At 67.8% G+C, this 17,954-nt stretch carries 19 protein-coding genes; 10 read left to right on the top strand and 9 right to left on the bottom strand.

Annotation, left to right across the window (positions count from 1 at the left end):
- The first annotated feature begins 24 nt into the window (after nt 1-24).
- From AC30PD_RS16710 to AC30PD_RS16700, 3 genes are all read left to right on the top strand, one after another.
- Nucleotides 25-1,848: an ATP-binding protein gene (locus tag AC30PD_RS16710; RefSeq protein ID WP_489536796.1), complete on the top strand. Its 1,824-nt coding sequence runs from the start codon at nt 25-27 to the stop codon at nt 1,846-1,848.
- Between the two features lie 96 nt (nt 1,849-1,944).
- On the top strand, nt 1,945-4,824 hold the full coding sequence (locus tag AC30PD_RS16705) for an aconitate hydratase (protein ID WP_489536795.1): 2,880 nt from the start codon (nt 1,945-1,947) through the stop codon (nt 4,822-4,824).
- Between the two features lie 7 nt (nt 4,825-4,831).
- Nucleotides 4,832-5,959 carry a DNA alkylation repair protein gene (locus tag AC30PD_RS16700; protein WP_489536794.1) on the top strand — a complete coding sequence of 376 codons (1,128 nt, stop codon included), beginning with the start codon at nt 4,832-4,834 and terminating at the stop codon, nt 5,957-5,959.
- 9 nt (nt 5,960-5,968) lie between these two features.
- On the opposite strand, the gene AC30PD_RS16695 is transcribed toward AC30PD_RS16700, so the two are convergent.
- Nucleotides 5,969-6,316 carry an ArsC family reductase gene (locus AC30PD_RS16695; protein WP_489536793.1) on the bottom strand — a complete coding sequence of 116 codons (348 nt, stop codon included), beginning with the start codon at nt 6,314-6,316 and terminating at the stop codon, nt 5,969-5,971.
- 9 nt (nt 6,317-6,325) lie between these two features.
- Complete coding sequence (locus AC30PD_RS16690; RefSeq protein WP_489536792.1) at nt 6,326-6,823, bottom strand: hypothetical protein; 498 nt, start codon at nt 6,821-6,823, stop codon at nt 6,326-6,328.
- 83 nt (nt 6,824-6,906) lie between these two features.
- On the opposite strand from AC30PD_RS16690, the gene AC30PD_RS16685 reads away from it, so the two are divergent.
- The 3 genes from AC30PD_RS16685 to AC30PD_RS16675 are packed head-to-tail and all read left to right on the top strand — an operon-like array spanning nt 6,907 to nt 9,118.
- Nucleotides 6,907-7,860, top strand: coding sequence for an MBL fold metallo-hydrolase (locus AC30PD_RS16685; protein ID WP_489536791.1), 954 nt, complete (start codon nt 6,907-6,909; stop codon nt 7,858-7,860).
- The gene (locus AC30PD_RS16680; RefSeq protein ID WP_489536790.1) at nt 7,857-8,642 is read left to right on the top strand and encodes an SDR family NAD(P)-dependent oxidoreductase; all 786 of its coding nucleotides are present in this window, start codon (nt 7,857-7,859) and stop codon (nt 8,640-8,642) included. The genes AC30PD_RS16685 and AC30PD_RS16680 overlap by 4 nt, the downstream gene beginning before the upstream one ends.
- On the top strand, nt 8,639-9,118 hold the full coding sequence (locus tag AC30PD_RS16675; RefSeq protein ID WP_489536789.1) for a GFA family protein: 480 nt from the start codon (nt 8,639-8,641) through the stop codon (nt 9,116-9,118). The genes AC30PD_RS16680 and AC30PD_RS16675 overlap by 4 nt, the downstream gene beginning before the upstream one ends.
- 21 nt (nt 9,119-9,139) lie before the next feature.
- Here the strand turns inward: AC30PD_RS16675 and AC30PD_RS16670 are convergent, their stop codons facing one another.
- Nucleotides 9,140-10,372, bottom strand: a complete 1,233-nt coding sequence (locus AC30PD_RS16670; RefSeq protein ID WP_489536788.1) for an MFS transporter — start codon at nt 10,370-10,372, stop codon at nt 9,140-9,142.
- Entirely contained in the window at nt 10,365-10,856 is a 492-nt protein-coding gene (locus AC30PD_RS16665; RefSeq protein WP_489536787.1) for a MarR family winged helix-turn-helix transcriptional regulator, read from the bottom strand. The genes AC30PD_RS16670 and AC30PD_RS16665 overlap by 8 nt, the downstream gene beginning before the upstream one ends.
- A 52-nt stretch (nt 10,857-10,908) precedes the next feature.
- Between AC30PD_RS16665 and AC30PD_RS16660 the strand changes: the two genes are divergently transcribed.
- Together AC30PD_RS16660 and gloA are read left to right on the top strand one after the other, a co-directional pair.
- Nucleotides 10,909-11,448, top strand: coding sequence for a PaaI family thioesterase (locus AC30PD_RS16660; RefSeq protein WP_489536786.1), 540 nt, complete (start codon nt 10,909-10,911; stop codon nt 11,446-11,448).
- Between the two features lie 18 nt (nt 11,449-11,466).
- Nucleotides 11,467-11,886 (top strand): lactoylglutathione lyase, encoded by a 420-nt coding sequence (gene gloA, locus AC30PD_RS16655; RefSeq protein WP_489536785.1) that lies wholly within the window; start codon nt 11,467-11,469, stop codon nt 11,884-11,886.
- 6 nt (nt 11,887-11,892) lie between these two features.
- On the opposite strand, the gene eda is transcribed toward gloA, so the two are convergent.
- From eda to AC30PD_RS16630, 5 genes are all read right to left on the bottom strand, one after another.
- Complete coding sequence (gene eda, locus AC30PD_RS16650; protein WP_489536784.1) at nt 11,893-12,516, bottom strand: bifunctional 4-hydroxy-2-oxoglutarate aldolase/2-dehydro-3-deoxy-phosphogluconate aldolase; 624 nt, start codon at nt 12,514-12,516, stop codon at nt 11,893-11,895.
- 16 nt (nt 12,517-12,532) lie between these two features.
- Nucleotides 12,533-14,347 carry a phosphogluconate dehydratase gene (gene edd / locus AC30PD_RS16645; protein ID WP_489536783.1) on the bottom strand — a complete coding sequence of 605 codons (1,815 nt, stop codon included), beginning with the start codon at nt 14,345-14,347 and terminating at the stop codon, nt 12,533-12,535.
- 76 nt (nt 14,348-14,423) lie between these two features.
- Nucleotides 14,424-15,077: a TetR/AcrR family transcriptional regulator gene (locus AC30PD_RS16640; RefSeq protein ID WP_489536782.1), complete on the bottom strand. Its 654-nt coding sequence runs from the start codon at nt 15,075-15,077 to the stop codon at nt 14,424-14,426.
- A gap of 29 nt (nt 15,078-15,106) precedes the next feature.
- The gene (locus AC30PD_RS16635; protein ID WP_489536781.1) at nt 15,107-16,285 is read right to left on the bottom strand and encodes an Acg family FMN-binding oxidoreductase; all 1,179 of its coding nucleotides are present in this window, start codon (nt 16,283-16,285) and stop codon (nt 15,107-15,109) included.
- Between the two features lie 109 nt (nt 16,286-16,394).
- Nucleotides 16,395-16,868, bottom strand: a complete 474-nt coding sequence (locus tag AC30PD_RS16630) for an OmpA family protein (protein WP_489536780.1) — start codon at nt 16,866-16,868, stop codon at nt 16,395-16,397.
- 42 nt (nt 16,869-16,910) lie between these two features.
- On the opposite strand from AC30PD_RS16630, the gene AC30PD_RS16625 reads away from it, so the two are divergent.
- Together AC30PD_RS16625 and trxA are read left to right on the top strand one after the other, a co-directional pair.
- On the top strand, nt 16,911-17,519 hold the full coding sequence (locus AC30PD_RS16625; RefSeq protein ID WP_489536779.1) for a gamma-glutamylcyclotransferase: 609 nt from the start codon (nt 16,911-16,913) through the stop codon (nt 17,517-17,519).
- A gap of 101 nt (nt 17,520-17,620) precedes the next feature.
- A complete protein-coding gene (trxA, locus tag AC30PD_RS16620; RefSeq protein ID WP_489536778.1) occupies nt 17,621-17,950 on the top strand; it encodes a thioredoxin in 330 nt (109 codons plus the stop codon).
- The last annotated feature ends 4 nt before the right edge of the window (nt 17,951-17,954 follow it).

Here is a 17,954-nt window from a genome sequence, read left to right as displayed (position 1 = left end):
GATACCGTCCGACTCGCCCTTGCCATGACCGCGCCAAGAACCGACGCCTCGCCCCCGCGCGTGGCGCCGGAAATCTCCCCCGAAACACAGTACTCGGCCGACGTCGAGCGCCAGGCCCGCACCGCGCAGGCCAGCCTGGTGTTCGGCCGCGCGCTCGTCTCCAACCGCATGGCCCCGGTGGTCGGCGCTCTGGTGTGCTGGTTGCTGTGGCTCACGGTGGACCACCGCCTCCTGCTGGGCTGGTTCGCGCTGCTGGTGTTCGCGGCGGCGTGGCGCGAAGCGGTGCATCAGCGTTTCGTGCGCGACGCACACACCGACGCCACGGTCTGGGGCAACCACTACGACTTTGCGCTGTTCGGTGCGGGTCTGGTCTATGGCCTGCTCGGCACCGTGCTGCTGCCGCGCCACGAACCGGCGACCGCCGCCATCCTGCTCGCGTCGCTGGTGGCCGTGGCCTCGGTCGCCATGGTCGTGCTGTCCACCAAATTCCGATCCACGCTTGCTTTCGTGTTGCCGCTGTTGCTGCCGACGATCGCGGTCGAACTCGCCCAGGGCAACCGCCTCTCGACCTTTGCGGGGCTGGGCATGCTCGTGTTTCTGGGCCTGATCGCGTCGGAGGGCCGGCGTGCCTCGGAACACACGCTGGCGATGTTGAGACTGCGCTTTCGCATGGACGAGCTCGCATTGCAGCGTCTGCAGGCACTTGACCAAGCACAGCGCAGCAGCGCTGTGAAGAGCCAGTTTCTCGCCACCATGAGCCACGAGATGCGCACGCCGCTGCACGGCATTCTCGGTGTGACGCGCCTGCTCCGGTCGGCCCCCGCCGACAGCCCGGCGCGCGATCGCACGCAGCGGCTCCAGATGATCGAGCGCACCGGCGAGCACCTGCTCGGCCTGATCAACGATGTGCTCGACTATTCGCGCATCGAAGGTGGCCATCTGCGCGTGGAACCCGTCGACTTCGATCTCGCCGCGCTCGTCGAATCGGTCGCCGACCTGGCGCGCATTTCGGCGGCCGAGAAAGGCCTCACCCTGGTGCTCGACCTCGGTGTGCCGTCGCCCTGCTGGGTGCATTCCGACCCGGCCCGCCTGCGCCAGGTCTTGCTGAATCTGACCGGCAACGCCGTCAAGTTCACCGACACCGGCCAGGTGCGGCTGAGCGTGCAGCGCGCACCGGCCGGCGCCACCCAGATCGAAGTGACCGACACCGGCCCCGGCATCGCCGCCGACCAGCACGAGCTGATCTTCGACGCCTTTCACCAGACCGACGGGTCGTTCGGCCGCAAACATGGTGGCACGGGCCTGGGGCTGACGATCTCGCGCGAGCTCGCCCGCGCGCTCGGCGGCGAGTTGGTTTGCACCGCAGCGCCGACGGGTGGCGCGCGCTTCGTGCTCGACGTGCCGCTGCCGCCGGGCGCGCCCGTGGTGCAGGTGCCGGCCGTGCCCGAGACGCAGTTGATCCTCAGCGGCCGCGTGCTCGTGGCCGAAGACAACCCCGTCAACGCCATCGTCACCGAAGCGCTGCTGTTGCGCACCGGCCTCGAGGTCGACGTCGTCGCCGACGGTGCGATGGCCGTGGCGCGCGCTGCGGCCACACGCTACGCGCTGATCCTGATGGATTGCCAGATGCCCGGGGTCGACGGCTTCGAGGCGACGGCGCGCATCCGCGCGGCCGAGCGCGCTGGTGCGGCGAGACCCGTACCGATCGTGGCCCTCACCGCCAACGCGCTCGAGAGCGACCGCCAGCGCAGCATCGACGCGGGCATGAACGACCACCTGGCCAAGCCTTTTCACGAACAGGAGCTGAATGCGGTGCTGCGACGCTTTCTGGTGGCCGCTTCAGGCTGAGGCTGCCGTCGGCCGAATCACCCGCTGGCCAGCGCTGTCACACGGGGCTGACACAATGTTCTTTTCGCTGTGCCCAAGCTCGAAAAGGACCACACCATGAACGCCCGCCAGCCCGCCCACGCTTTCGCGAAGACCCTCAAGAGTTTCGAGACCGCCTCAGGCAAAAAAGGCCGTTTCCATTCACTGCCCGAGCTCGCCAAGGCCTTTCCGAACGTGAACCGCCTGCCGGTCTCGATGCGCATCGTGCTCGAGAGCGTGCTGCGCAACTGCGACGGCCAGAAGGTCACGAAAGAACACGTGGCCGAGCTGGCCAACTGGCAGCCGAACGCGGAGCGTGTCAACGAGATCCCGTTCGTCGTCGCCCGGGTGGTGCTGCAAGACTTCACCGGCGTACCGCTGCTGGCCGACCTGGCCGCGATGCGCACCGTGGCCAAGGCGATGGGCCGCGACCCGAAGACGATCGAGCCGCTGGTGCCGGTGGACCTGGTCGTCGACCACTCGGTGATGATCGACCACTACGGCACGAAGAACTCGCTCGACTTGAACATGAAGCTCGAGTTCAAGCGCAACGAAGAGCGCTACCAGTTCATGAAGTGGGGCATGCAGGCCTTCGACACCTTCGGCGTGGTACCGCCCGGCTTCGGCATCGTGCACCAGGTGAACCTGGAGTACCTGGCGCGCGGCGTGCACAAGACGAAGGACAAGACCTACTACCCCGACTCGCTCGTGGGCACCGACAGCCACACCACCATGATCAACGGCATCGGCGTGGTCGGCTGGGGCGTGGGCGGCATCGAGGCCGAGGCCGGCATGCTCGGCCAGCCGGTGTACTTCTTGACGCCCGACGTGGTCGGCTTCGAGTTCACCGGCCGGTTGCGCGAAGGCGTGACGGCGACCGACCTGGTGCTCACCGTCACCGAGATCCTGCGGCGCGAAAAGGTCGTCGGCAAGTTCGTCGAGTTCTTCGGCGAAGGCACGGCCAGCCTGGCCCTGCCCGACCGCGCGACCATCGGCAACATGGCACCGGAATACGGCGCCACGATGGGCTTCTTTCCGGTCGACGACAAGACGCTCGCCTACTTCAAGGGGACCGGCCGCACCACCGCCGAGATCGAAGCCTTCGAGGCCTACTTCCGCGCCCAGGGCATGTTCGGCGTGCCGGGGGCGGCGGGTGCTTCGAAGCAGCTCGCCGACATCCAGTACACGCGGGTCGTGTCGCTCGACCTCGGCACGGTCGCGCCCAGCCTGGCCGGGCCGAAACGGCCACAAGACCGCATCGAACTCGGCCACGTGAAAACGCAGTTCGCGTCGCTCTACAGCAAGCCGCCTTCGGAGAACGGCTTCAACCTGCCGGCCGCGCATCTGCACACCCGCCATGTGGTGCGCGCGCAAGACGCGGTGGCCAAGGCGCCGGCCGCGGTGCCTGCGGCCGCGCCGGGCGCCCCGCGCCAGGTCGTCGAGATGGTGGGCGGCCACCCGACGCTCGAAGCAGCGCATTCCGAAGCGCCGCCCATTCCGCCGAAGGCCGGCGACATCTCGCTCGGCAACGGCGACGTGCTGATCGCCGCGATCACCTCGTGCACCAACACCTCGAACCCGAGCGTGCTGCTCGCCGCCGGGCTGCTGGCGAAGAAGGCGGTCGAGGCCGGCCTCAAGGTCGCGCCGCACATCAAGACCTCGCTCGCACCGGGCTCGCGCATCGTCACCGAATACCTCGAAAAGGCCGGCCTGCTGCCCTACCTCGAGAAGCTCGGCTTCAACGTGGCGGCCTACGGCTGCACCACCTGCATCGGCAACGCCGGCGACCTGCGCCCCGAGTTCAACGAAGCCATCACCAAGAACGACCTGATCTGCGCCGCCGTGCTCTCGGGCAACCGCAACTTCGAAGCGCGCATCCACCCGAACCTGAAGGCCAACTTCCTCGCCAGCCCGCCGCTGGTCGTGGCTTACGCGATCGCCGGCACCGTCAACAAGGACCTGATGAGCGAGCCACTCGGCAAAGGCAAGGGCGGGCGCGACGTGTACCTCGGCGACGTGTGGCCGACCAGCGACGAGATCTACGCACTGATGAAGTACGCGATGAACGGCAAGGCCTTCCGCGCGAACTACGACAAGGTCGCGAGCGAACCCGGCAAGCTGTGGAAGAACATCAAGGGCGTGAAGGGGCAGGTCTACGACTGGCCTCGCTCGACCTACATCGCCGAGCCGCCGTTCTTCGACGGCTTCACGATGAAACCGGCCGCCCTGGTGGCCGGCGTGACGGGCGCCCGCGCGATGGCGCTGTTCGGCGACTCGATCACCACCGACCACATCTCGCCGGCCGGCGCGATCAAGGAAGCTTCACCCGCCGGCGCCTGGCTGAAAGCGCACGGCGTGCAGAAGGCCGACTTCAACTCCTACGGCTCGCGCCGCGGCCACCACGACGTGATGGTGCGTGGCACTTTCGCCAACGTGCGCATCAAGAACCTGATGATTCCGGCCGGCGCCGACGGCTCGCGCGAAGAAGGCGGCGTGACGCTGTTCCAGCCCTCGGGCGAGAAGATGTTCATCTACGACGCCGCCATGAAGTACATGGCCGCCGGCACGCCCACGGTCATCTTCGGTGGCGAGGAATACGGCACCGGCTCGAGCCGCGACTGGGCCGCCAAGGGCACGCAGTTGCTGGGCATCAAGGCCGTGGTCGCACGCAGCTTCGAGCGCATCCACCGCAGCAACCTGGTCGGCATGGGCGTGCTGCCGCTGCAGTTCAAACCCGGCGATTCCTGGGAGTCGCTCGGCATCAAGGGCAACGAGACCTTCGACATCGAGCTCGCGGCCGAGATCAAGCCGCAGCAGCAGGCGAAGCTCGTGATCACAGGCACCGACGGTTCCAAACGCAAGGTCGACCTGACGCTGCGCATCGACACGCCGATCGAGGTCGACTACTACAAGCACGGCGGCATCCTGCCCTTCGTGCTGCGACAGTTGTTGGCCTGATCGGTCGATGGAGCCGTTCAAGAACCTGATCAACCAGGGCACGGTCGAGGCGATCGGCACAGCGCTGCAGAAAGCCTGGCCGGCCTTCGACCGAAAACGCTTCCTGAAGCTCGGGCAGACCGGTCTCGACGCGCTCGAATTCAAGGCCCGCGCGCGCCACGTGAGCGCCGCGCTGGAAGCGACCTTGCCCGAGGACTTCGATGAGGCCGCTGCCTTGCTCGAAGCCACGCTCGCCCCACCCGGCGCGCAGAACGACCCGCGCTGGGCACAGGTAGGTAATGGCGCACTCGCAGGATGGGCAGTCTGGCCGATGGGCGAATACGTGTCGAGGCGCGGCCTGCAGTCGCCCGAGCGCGCGCTCGCCGCGCTGCACGCCTTGACGCAACGTTTCACCGCCGAATGGCCGATCCGCGCGTTCATCGAGCAGCACCCCGAACTCACCTTCGCCACGCTGGCGCAATGGGCCACCGACCCGAGCGAACACGTGCGCCGGCTGGTCAGCGAGGGCAGCCGGCCGCGGCTGCCCTGGGGTTTGCAGCTCAAGGGTCTGATCAAGGACCCGACGCCGACCTTGCCGCTGCTGCTGGCACTGCAGGACGATGCGAGCGACTACGTGCGCCGCAGCGTGGCGAACCACTTGAACGACATCGCAAAAGATCACCCTGCCGTTGTCGCCGAGTGGCTCGAACAGCACCTGGCCGATGCCTCGCCAGAACGCCGCGCGCTGCTCAAGCACGCCACGCGCACCCTCGTGAAGAAGGGCGATGCGCGCGTGCTGAAGGCCTGGGGCCTGGGCAAGCCACTGCGCGGGACTGCGGCGCTTTCGATCACGCCGAAGCGGGTGGCGGTCGGCGGCAACCTCGAACTGGCCGTGACGCTCGCGTCGACCGCGAGCCGCGCGCAGAAGCTCGTGATCGACTACGCCGTTCACCACGTGAAAGCCAACGGTGGCACCACCGACAAGGTGTTCAAGGGCTGGACGATCGAACTCGCGGCGCACGAGCAACGCGCGCTGCGCAAGAGCCATTCGATGCGCCTGATCACGACCCGCGTGTACCACGCCGGGCACCACGCGGTCGACTTGCGAATCAACGGGCAGGTGGTGGCGAGCGCGGGCTTCGACCTGCGGCTCTGAGCGCGGGCTTCAGCGTTTCGCCCAGGCGGCAACGTCGAAGCCGACCGTGGTGCGACCGTCGGCCCATTCGACGACCGGCCGCTTGATCACGCTCGGCTGTTCGAGCATCAAGTTGCGCGCACTCGCCGAGTCGACCACTGCTTCGCGCACGTCGTCGCCGAGCTTGCGCCAAGTGGTGCCCTTGCGGTTGAGCAGCGTCTCCCAGCCCACGCTGGCGAGCCAGGCGTCGAGCCGCGCTGACGGCACGCCGCCCTTCTTGAAGTCGACGAACTGAACGTCGCGGCTGTTGTCTGCCAGCCAGGCGCGCGCTTTCTTCACCGTGTCGCAATTGGGGATGCCGTAGAGCTTGATCGTCATGGGGTGGTCTCAGTCGCGTGCGTTGCTCGGCCCGTCGCAGGCCGGGTCGGTGCCGATGCCTGCCTGCGTCACAGGCCCGGCGTCACTCACCGAGACCTGGAACCACACGCAGTCACCGCCGAAGTATCGGTAGTTCCAGACCTGGAGGTGCTGGCGCTGCACCGAGAACACATGCGCCGGCCGGCCCAGGCGCATCTGCACTTCGGTACCCTGCATGCCGGGCACGATGCGCGCGAAGTTGGCTTCGGTGAGCACCTGTTCCTTGGCCACCAGCTTGCCCTGGGCGTCGAAGTCCATCATCCAGGTCTGCTTGCCGAACGAACCCTGCGCGAACTCGAGCCGCGTGCCGCCGCCGGGCAACGGGTATTCGCCGGTCGGGCCGAAGGAGCCACGCCGCACTTCTGCGATCGGCGTGCCCAGCGGCGCCGCCGCAGGCGCGAGCGCCGCGCAGCCGGCGAGCAGTGCTGCGAACAGCAGCGCCGCGCGTGGAACCAGATTCGACACCATGCTCACCTCCGAAGATTGCTCGCCAGCGCATTCTGACCCCACCCACCCGCAAGAGTTTCAGCGCGACTCCATAGAATCGAATCATGCCCACCCTGCCCTTCGTGCAAGCGATCGCCCACGGAATCCACGTGATCGACACCGGCTTTCACCGGCCGCTGTTCGACGCGAGCTTTCTGATCAATGAGAACGGCCGCGCCGCTTTCGTCGACACCGGCACCAACCACGCGGTGCCCCGGCTGATGGCGACGCTGGCATCGCTGGGGCTCGCCCCTGAAGCCGTCGACTTCGTCATCGTGACCCACGTGCACCTCGACCACGCCGGCGGCGCCGGGCTGCTGATGCAGCAGTTGCCGAACGCCCGGCTCGTGGTGCACCCGCACGGCGCGCGCCACATGATCGACCCGGAAAGGCTGACGAACGGCGCCCGAGCCGTGTACGGCGAGCCGGAGGTGACCCGCTCTTACGGCCGCATCGTGCCGGTGGCCGCCGAACGGGTGCTTCGCACCGAAGACGGCTTCGTGCTCGCGCTGGCGGGCCGGCCGCTGAAGTTTCTCGACACGCCCGGCCATGCCCGCCACCACCACTGCATCTGGGACGAGCGCAGCCGCGGCTTCTTCACCGGGGACACCTTCGGCCTGTCGTACCGCGACTTCGACACGGCCCGGGGCGCGTGGTTGATGCCGACTTCCACGCCGGTCCAGTTCGAGCCCGAAGCGATGCGCGCTTCGGTGCAACGCATGCTCGCCTTCGAGCCCGAGTGCCTGTACCTCACGCACTACGGTCGAGTGGGCGACGTGCAGCGTCTCGGCACGCTGATGCTCGGGCTGATGGACCAGATGGTGGCGTTCGCCAGATCGCTGCCGAACGACGCCGAGCGCCATGCGCGCATGGCGCAGCGCTTCGGCGAGATCTATGTCGCGAGCCTCCGCGCGCACGGCTGCACCTTGCCCGATGCGCAGATCCTCGAACTGCTCGCACTCGACCTCGAACTCAACGCCCAGGGCATGGCCGTGTGGCTGAACCGGAGAGCACGATGAACCCAGTGCAATTTCATTTCGAAGGCCAGGTCGCCATCGTCACCGGCGCGGCGCAAGGCATCGGCGCGGCGTGTGCCGAACGGCTTGCGCAAGACGGCGCCGCGGTCGCGTTGTGGGACGTGGACGATGCGCGCGGGCAAGCCCTGGCGGATGCGATCACAGCGCGTGGGCAGCGCGCGGTCTACCTGCATTGCAACGTGGCGAAGCGCGCCGAAGTCGAGGCCTGCGTCGCTGCCACGCTGAAGGCCTTCGGCCGCATCGACGCGCTCGTGAACAACGCCGGCATCTTCAAGGCCGCGAACTTTCTCGACATCACCGAAGCCGACTGGGACGCGGTGATCGACGTGAACCTCAAAGGCGCCTTCCTCGTCGGCCAGGCAGTGGCGCGCGAGATGGCCAAGACCGGCGGCGGCGCCATCGTCAACATGAGTTCGGTCAACGCGGTGATGGCGATCCCGAGCATCGCCAGCTACAACGCCAGCAAGGGCGGCGTGAACCAGCTGACGCGCGTGATGGCGCTCGCGCTCGCCGAGCACGGCATCCGCGTCAACGCGGTCGGGCCGGGCACGATCGCGACCGAACTCGCGAAGAACGCCGTGCTCGGCAGCGAAGAAGCGAAGCAGCGCATCCTCAGCCGCACGCCGATGAAGCGCCTGGGCGAGCCGGGCGAGATCGCCGACGTGTGCGCCTTTCTCGTCAGCAGTGCGGCCAGCTACATGACCGGCGAGGTCGTCTACGTGGACGGCGGGCGGCTGGCCCTCAACTACACGGTGGCACCATGAACGACACCGCAGCACTGACCGGCGGCTGCCTGTGCGGCCGCGTGCGCTTCGAAGCGCGGCCCGACCAACGCGAGGGCTACTACTGCCACTGCCGCATGTGCCAGCTCGCCGTGGGCAACACGCGTGCGGCGTTCATCAACCTGCGCAAGGACCAGGTCACCTGGACGGCCGCCGCGCCCACGTATTACGCGTCGTCGAAGATCGCGCGGCGCGGCTTTTGCGGCCACTGTGGCACGCCACTCAGCTTCGAGTTCCCGCATTCGGCGTCGATGGACCTGACGGTCGGCGCCTTCGATGACCCGTCGGCACTCAAGCCCACCTCGCACTACGCCGTCGAATCGCGCGTGGCGAACTGGCATGCCGAAGACGGCCTGCCGGGTGAACGGCTCGATGCGAGCGAAAAGCTCGCTGCGCTGTGGAAAACGGCTTACGGCGACAACGTGGTCCCCGGCCCGGAAACGGCGCGAGGTTCCTGACGGCGGTTCACGCTGGGGCGTTCACGCAGGCACCGCGCGCGGCGCGAGCTTCGCTTCCCTGATCGGCAGGTGGATCAGCGCCGCGCCGACGGCCAGCACGATGTCGGCGTACCACATCCAGTCGTAGGCGCCGGTCCACTCGAAGGATTTGCCGCCCATGTAGGCGCCGAGAAAGCCGCCGAGCTGGTGCGACAGCATCACCAGGCCGAACAGCGTGGCCATGTGCGCCGTGCCGAACATCTTGGCGACCAGGCCCGCTGTGGGCGGCACGGTCGAGAGGTAGGTCAGGCCGATCACCGCGGCGAAGACCAGCATCACCGCCTCGGTCTTCGGCGACAGCACGAAGACGATGACGGCCAGTGCGCGTGCGGCATAGATCAGCGACAGCAAGGACTTCATGCGCCAGCGGCCCACAGCCCAGCCCACCGTGAAGCTGCCGACGATGTTGAACAAGCCGACGACGGCCAGCGACCATGCACCGACAGATGCCGGCAACTGGCAGGCCGCCACAACGCCCGGCAGGTGCGTGGCGATGAAAGCGACGTGGAAGCCGCAGACGAAGAAGCCAGCCGCGAGCAGGCGAAAGCTCGGTGTGGCCAGCGCTCGCGACACGGCTTGTCTCGTGGTTTCCGACTTGACGGGCGCAGCGCCGGCCACCGCGGCCTGAACCGAATTGCCCCGCAGCACCCAGGCCGCCGGCAAGGCCAGCAGCGTGATCAACGCCATGCCCTGCAGCGCGCCGACCCACCCGGCCGCCGCGGTGATGGCACCGGCGATCGGCACGAACACGAACTGCCCGAACGAGCCGCCGGCGTTGACGATGCCGGTCGCCATGCCACGCTTCTCGGGCGGGATGAGGCGCGTGGTCGCCGCCATCAACACCGAAGGCCCGGCCATGCCGGCGCCGCCGGCGGCGAGCACGCCGATCGAGAAGATCAGCCCGAGCGTGCTCGTCATGTAGGGCGTGAGCGCAGTGCCGATCGCGATCAGCACCACGCCGGTCACCACCACGCGCGCCGTGCCGATGCGGTCGGCCACCATGCCGGCGAACGGCTGTGTGAGGCCCCACCAGAGTTGCCCGAACGCGAACGCCAGGCTGATGCTGGCGAGGCCGAGGCCGGTCGAGCTGTTCATGGTGTTCAGGAACAAGCCCATCGATTGGCGAACCCCCATCGTCACCGCGAAGGTGCCGGCGGCGGCGAGCAAGACCAGGCCGACGCCGTAGCGCCGCAAGGTGGTGGGGGTGTCACTCATCGGTGTCTCCGGGTTCCTGGTTCATCAAAGCGAGGCATTCGTCGATCTGCGCGTGCAATTGCGCCACGCGCTCGATGCCGAGCTTGCCGTTCAGCGCGAGTTGCGCGCGCTTCCATTCGCGTTGCGCCTCGGCGCGTTTGTCGCGCCCGGCGTCGGTGGCGGTGACGAGCCGGCTGCGACCGTCTTCACCGGGGCCGATTTCGACCCAGCCCTGCGCCACCAGCGGCTGCAGGTTGCGCGTGAGCGTGGAAGCGTCCATCTCCATCTGCGCCGCCAGATCACCGGGGCGGATCGGGCCGAGCGTGACGACGTGCGAGAGCAGCGAATACTGGCTCGTCTTCAAGCCCACGGTGCCGACGATGCGGTCGTAGTGCTGGCTCACGCGGCGGCCGAGCTGGCGCAGCTTCAGGTTGGTGCAGCCGCGCGGCACAGGCAATGCAGGCACGTCGCCGCGGCGCGTCTTGAGGTCGGCTTGGCTGGACATGAAATTGATTGTAGCTACAATTGTTGTAATTGCAATGTTCAGGAGAAAACGCATGAGCACGACGACCGATGCCACCGAGGTGCTGGCGCAATGGGAAGCCGACGAACAGCGGCGCCGGGCGGCGATGGCCGGCCCCGGCCTGGCCAAGCCGGAGCAGGTGCAGGGCAAGACCGGCCTCGAATTCTTCGAGATGCTCTTCGCCGGTGGTGCGCCCGGGCCGGCGATCGGCACCACGCTGTCGTTCCTGCCGGTCGAAGTCACGCACGGCCGCGCGGTGTTCCAGGGCCGGCCCAAGCTCGAGCACTACAACCCGATCGGCACGGTGCACGGCGGCTGGATCGCAACCCTGCTCGACTCGTGCGTCGGCTGCGCGGTGCATTCCACGCTGCCCGCCGGCAAGGCCTACACGACGGCCGAACTGAAGGTCAATTTTGTGCGTGCGGTGACAGTGAAGGTTCCGCTGGTGCGCGCGATCGGCACGGTGATCCACGTCGGCGGGCGCATGGCCACGGCCGAAGGCCGTTTGGTCGGCCCCGACGGAAAGCTGTACGCTCACGCATCGACCACCTGTTTCATCTTCGATGCCCCATGAGGCCAGAAAGAACCTGACATGAGACTGCTCCACACCATGCTGCGCGTCGGCGACCTGCAACGCTCGATCGACTTCTACACGAAGGTGATGGGCATGACGCTGATCCGCCAATCAGAGAACCCGTCGCAGAACTACAGCCTGGCCTTCCTCGGCTATGGCAAGAACCCGGAACACGCCGAGATCGAGTTGACCTACAACCACGGCGTCTCGTCGTACGAACTCGGCACCGCCTACGGCCACATCGCGATCGGGGTGCCCGACGCGTATGCGGCCTGCGAGAAGATCCGCCACGGCGGTGGCAACGTCACGCGCGAGGCCGGCCCGGTGAAAGGCGGCACCACCGTGATCGCCTTCATCACCGACCCCGACGGCTACAAGGTCGAGCTGATCGAGCGCAAGGAAACCGCGGACTCGCCCGACGCGTTGCGCGCCGGCTGATCGGCCTCAACCGCGCAGCGCGCTCGCCTCTTTCGCGAGCCTGGTGATGCGCGCCCAGTCTTTCGACGCCACCGCATCGGCGGGCGTGAGCCACGAACCGCCGCAGACCTTCACGTTCGGCAATGCGAGGAACTGCGGCGCCGTCTCCAGCGTGATGCCGCCGGTGGGGCAGAACACCACGTCGGTGAACGGCCCGGCCAGGGCCTTCAGCATCGGGATGCCGCCGGCCTGCATGGCGGGAAAGAACTTCAGGAAGAAGTAGCCGTCGGCATTCGCCTGCATCACTTCGCTGCCGGTCGCGGTGCCGGGCAACAGCGGCAGGCCGATCTCGCGGCAGGCGTTGCCGATGGCGCTGGTGTAACCCGGGCTCACCGCGAAGCTGCAGCCCACGTCTTTCGCGGCCTGCGCGTCGGCCGTGCTGCGCACCGTGCCGGCACCGAGGATCGCGCCCGGCACCGAACGTGCGATCGCTTCCATGCACTTCAGCGCGATCGGCGTGCGCAGCGTCACTTCGAGCACACGCACACCACCGTCGACGAGCGCCTGCGCCATTGGCACCGCGTCTTCGAGTCGGTTGATCACGATGACCGGAATCACCGGGCCGTATTGCACGAGTTCGAGTGTGTTCATCACATTGCTCCGGAATTCACAACCAGGTGACGGCGCCTTCTTCGGCCGTCAGCACGTTGCGGCGCATGCCGCCGAAAAGTTCTCGGCCGAGGCCGTGGGCGTTGACCTCGGCCTGTTCGTCCGAGAGCACGACGTGCTCGCGCTTCGCCCAGGTCGCCTCGTCGACCAATGCAGTGAGCGTGCCAGCCACCGCGTCGAGCCGGATCACGTCGCCGCTGCGCACCTTGCCGAGCGGGCCGCCGGCCAGCACTTCGGGGCTGACGTGGATGGCCGCGGGCACCTTGCCAGAAGCGCCGCTCATGCGGCCGTCGGTCACGAGCGCCACCTTGAAGCCCTTGCCTTGCAGCACCGCGAGCGGCGGCGTCAGCTTGTGCAGTTCGGGCATGCCGTTCGCACGCGGGCCCTGGAAGCGCACCACCGCGATGAAGTCGCGCTCCAGCTCACCGGCCTTGAAGGCCGCCTGCAATTCTTCCTGCGTTCCGAACACGATGGCCGGCGCTTCGACGACGTGGCGGTCTTCGGGCACGGCCGAGACCTTGATGACGGCGCGGCCGAGGTTGCCGGTCAAGAGCTTCAGGCCGCCTTCGGGGCTGAAGGGTTGAGCGGCCGTGCGGACGACCGAGTCGTCGCCGCTGTCCTTCGGCAATGCGCTCCAGCTCAGCTGCGCGCCCTCCTTCACCGGCAACTGCGTGTAGTCGCGCATGCCGCCGGCGGTGACCGTGGTCACGTCGGCGTGCATCGCGCCGCTGTCGAGCAGCTCGCGGATCACGAAACCCGGGCCGCCGGCCGACTGGAACTGGTTCACGTCGGCCGTGCCGTTCGGGTACACACGCGTCAGCAACGGCGTGGCGTGCGACAGGTCGGAAAAGTCGGTCCAGTCGATCAATATGCCGGCCGAGCGCGCCACCGCCACCCAGTGAATCAGGTGGTTGGTCGAGCCGCCGGTGGCGAGCAGCGCGACCATCGCGTTGACGATCACGCGCTCGTCGACCATGCGGCCGATCGGCGTGAAGCGCGCTTGTTTCGTGATGCCGAGCAGCGTTCGCACGGCGTCGCGTGTCAGCGCTTCGCGCAACTCGGCGTGCGGGTGCACGAAGGCCGCACCCGGCACGTGCAGGCCCATCGCTTCGAGCAGCATCTGGTTGCTGTTGGCGGTGCCGTAGAAGGTGCAGGTGCCGGCGCCGTGGTACGCGGCCGACTCGGCTTCGAGCAGCTTGTCGCGCCCGACCAGGCCTTGCGCGAACTGCTCGCGCACTTTCGACTTGGCGGTGTTCGACAAGCCGCTGCTCATCGGCCCGGCCGGCACGAACACACACGGCAAGTGGCCGAAATGCAGCGCGCCGATCAGCAGCCCCGGCACGATCTTGTCGCACACGCCGAGCAGCAAGGCGCCGTCGAACACGTCGTGCGTCAGCGCCACGGCCGTGCTCATCGCGATCGTGTCGCGCGAGAACAGGCTGAGCTCCATGCCGGGCAGACCTTGCGTCACGCCGTCGCACATGGCCGGCACGCCACCGGCCACCTGCACGGTGGCGCCGAGCCGATGCGCTTCGTCGCGGATCACGGCCGGGAACCCTTCGTAGGGCTGGTGCGCCGAGAGCATGTCGTTGTAGGCCGTGACCACGCCGAGGTGCGGCGCGCGTTCGGCCACGATGCGCAGTTTGTCGTTCGCCGGCATGGCCGCGAAAGCGTGCGCCACGTTGGCACAACCCATGCGGTCGGAACCGCGCGGGCGGCCCGCGGCGGCGTCGACACGCGCCAGGTAGGCGGCCCGCGTCTTGGCACTTCGTTCGCGGATGCGCTGGGTGACTTCGTCGAGGGCTTGGGTCATGGCGGGTTCGCTCCGTAACTGATGGGTCGATTGTTCCGTAACCTGGTTACATCGTCAAATCAATCGGCGTCGGTGTTCACGCCAGCATGGCCAGTGCCATCGCGCGGGTCGAGGCCTTCAGCGTGTCCCAGCCGGCGTCGCTCTGGATGTTCAGCCCGCCGAAGATGCGGATCTTGCGGCTGCGCAGCAGCAGGTACTGCACCCCGGCAATCAGCAGCAAGGCCACGCCCTGCAGTTCGGGCCGCGCCTCGAACTCCTTGCCGCCAAGCAGCCGCGCTGCGTCCGCGCCCCAGGCTTCGCGCTCGGCTTCGAGAATGGCGGTCAGTTCATTGCGCTCCGCCACTTCGGCCGCCAGGATCTCGAGCGTCAGCGGGCGCGCGCGCAAGCTGTCGATGAAGTGCTCGAAGAAGCGCGCGAAGCGTTCGGCCGCCGGCAGCGCCAGGAACTCGTGCGGCTCGGGGCCGAGCAGGTCTTCCACGTCGGGCCAGAAGCGCCCGCTGTCGCCCCAGGCTTTCAGCAATTCCGGCAGGCCGCCGAAGTAGCGGTAGATCAGCACCTTGTCGACGCCCGCGTGTTTGGCAATGGCATTGACGCCGATGCCCGCGAAGCCGTCACGCGCGAGCACCTCGCCCACCGCGGCGAGGATCAGTTTTTCGGTGGCCGCGCGATCGCGGCCGGCACGGAGGGCAGGGCGGCGCGAGGCGGTGTCTGCTTTTGGGGAGCCTGTCATCGACCCATTCTGCACGCCCGCGGCCGGCGTCAAGTGCGCAGGATCGCGTCGACCCCGCGGCGTGGCTGGTGTTGGGTGGGCGCGCAGTGGCCGATGCGGCAGAACATCTGCACCGTTTCTTCCGTCGCTGCTCTGCCGAGCAGCAGGCGGTGCAGTTCGTCGTAGTGGGTCTTCATCTCGGCGAACTCTTGTGGCGCCTGGCTCATCGGGTGCATCTGCAGGCCAAGCTCGGTGGCCTTGAGCTGCAGCCGCATGTAGGCGCGACCGGCGTTCACTTCGGCACTGCGCAGGCTGCCGCTGACCGCGTGGCGTTCCGTGGGCGTGGACAGCCACACGAAGCCCATCGCCGTGCGGCTGTGCCCCTCGAAGCGGCTCATCATCTGCTTGTAGGCCGTGCTGCCGGGCTCGGGCGGATGCTCGCGGTCGAAGGCGCCGACGGCGTTGGCGATGCGTGGCACGAGCGTGTTGATGCTGATGCCGTCGCGGTGCAGCGCGATCTCGCCCGGGCCCACGCGGGTGAGGCGCAGGCTTTCCATGATGGTGCGCGGCGTGAGCAGTTCGACCTGCGCCGACTCCCAGCACAGCGTTCGCAGGCGGGCCACGCGGGCTGCATCGAGGCTCGCGTCGAAATGCACGTCCGGGTCGGTCAGCGCGGCCTTCAGTGCGTTGAGGGCCTCGGGCTGCACCGGCCGCGTGGTGTCGTAGTCGACCTTCGCCGTGCAGCGCCGCAGCAGCTGCGTGAACAGCGGGTCACGCGCCGGCGCTGTGCCAACAGGCGCCCAGCTCACGCGCGCCACCGGCCGGTCGTCGAGCTCGCGCGGCTTGAACTCGCCTTCGGGGAAGAGCGTCACCACCGGCGCCAGCCCGCGCGCCTGCAAGGCGAGCACGAGCGCTTCGATGAAGGTGCCCTGCCCGATCATGATCTGGCGGTGCCACGGGTCGGTCTCGGGCAGCAGGCGCGTGCGGTCCACGAACAGGCTCACCGCGTTCGCTTCGCGCAGGTCGGCGAGCCAGGGCTGGCGGTTGTGCGGGCTCGGCGCGAGGATCGCGTGGGCCAGAGCCCAGCGGCGCAGGTCGGGCTCGTTGCCGGGGCCTTGCCAGGCGGTCAGCGCCTCGGTCGGGAACGCGCTCGAACAAGCCACCAGCGGCAGCGTCGCCGCGGCCACCGTGCCCCCGCCCACGAGACGCATGAAGGATCGACGTTGCATGACTTTCTCCTGTTGTCACTAAATGGTGACTACAGTATGTCACCATCAAGTGACTTGTCAAGCGCAACTGGGCAACGCCAGGAATCGGGCCGTCAGGAAACGTTGAAGGTCAGCGCAGGCGCACGTCGACGCGGCGCGCTTCGCGCGCGTCGGCACCGCCGGTCGTCAGGGCGGGTTTGTCGAGCACCAGGCGATCCGGCGTGACGCCGTTGGCTTCGAGCGCATGGCGCACCGCCATCGCCCGCTTCTTCGCCAGCTCGGCGTTCTGGGCCGCGTCGCCGCTGGCGTCGTGGAAGCCCGAGATCAGCAGGCTCTTGCTGCCGTCGGCGCGGGCCGCTTCGGCGGCGCTGGCCAGAGCCGCCTGCGCTTCGTCCGACAATGCATCGGAGCCGGTCTCGAAGTAGACCCGCGCGTCGGGTGCTGCCATGACGCTGGCCACGGCCGGCGTTGCCCCCTTGGCCGCCGCCTTGGCACGCTGCGTGCTCGAAATGGCGAGTGCCAGCACGCCGGCGATCACCAGGGCCACCAGCCCGGCCAGCACCATCAGTGCATAACTTTGCGCTTCGTCGTTCTGGTCGTTCATTCGAGATTCCTCGACTTCGGTTTTTCATTCTAGAGTCAGGCCATGAGCGCAGATTTTTCGACGCTGAGCGTTCGCGACACCGACCACATGCTGCGCGAAGCCATCGACACCTGGGGCGGTGAAACCGACCTGTGGGTGTTCGGCTATGCCTCGCTGATCTGGCGCCCCGAGTTCGAAGCTGCCGAGCAACGCCCCGCCGCCGTGCACGGCTGGCACCGCGCGCTCGAGATGCGCTCGCGCATCAACCGCGGCACACCCGAATGCCCGGGGCTGGTGTTCGCGCTGGTCTCGGGGGGCTCGTGCCGCGGCGTCGCCTATCGCGTCGAGCGCCAGCACGCGCGGGCGCAACTCGAGCGCCTTTGGCTGCGCGAGATGCCGACCGGTGTCTACGACCCGAAGTGGCTGCCCTGCCGCACGCCGCAAGGCCGCATCAACGCGCTGGCGTTCACGCTCAGCCGCAACAGCCCGGCCCACACCGGCACCTTGGCCGACCCGCAGATGCTCGAGATCCTGCGTTGCGCCAACGGCCGCTTCGGCAGCACGCTCGACTACCTGCTGGAAACCGCCACCTCGCTGCGCGGCTGCGGCATTCGCGACCGCGACGTGGAACGGCTGGTGGCGCTGGCTCGCCAGCACGCGCTGACGACCTGAGAGCACCGCCTCAACATCCAGAAACAATCATGAAGCTCCGGGCGAGCCGGGTCAGGCTGACAATGTGCACATCACACATTTATTGGCCATGAGGAACCTGCATGAGCACCGCCCTGATTCAAGACACCAGCGACGCTTCGTTCGAGAGCGACGTCATTCAGTCGGATGAGCCGGTGCTCGTCGACTGCTGGGCCACCTGGTGTGGCCCGTGCAAGGCGATCGCGCCGCTGCTCGACGAGGCTTCAAAGGCTTATGGCGGTCGGCTGAAGATCGTCAAGATCAACGTCGACGAGAACCGTTTGATCCCGGCCAAGCTCGGTGTGCGGGGTGTGCCCACCCTCATGCTGTTCAAGGGCGGCGAGCTGAAGGCAACCAAGGTCGGGGCCGTCACGAAAACGCAGCTCACGGCCTTCATCGACGGCCAGCTCTGATAGA

The organism is Rhizobacter sp. (assembly GCF_032229685.1).
In the GTDB taxonomy this organism is placed as follows: domain Bacteria; phylum Pseudomonadota; class Gammaproteobacteria; order Burkholderiales; family Burkholderiaceae_C; genus LMDS01.
The sequence above is the reverse complement of the archived record's forward strand: the minus strand, read 5'-3'. Positions and strand labels throughout refer to the sequence as shown.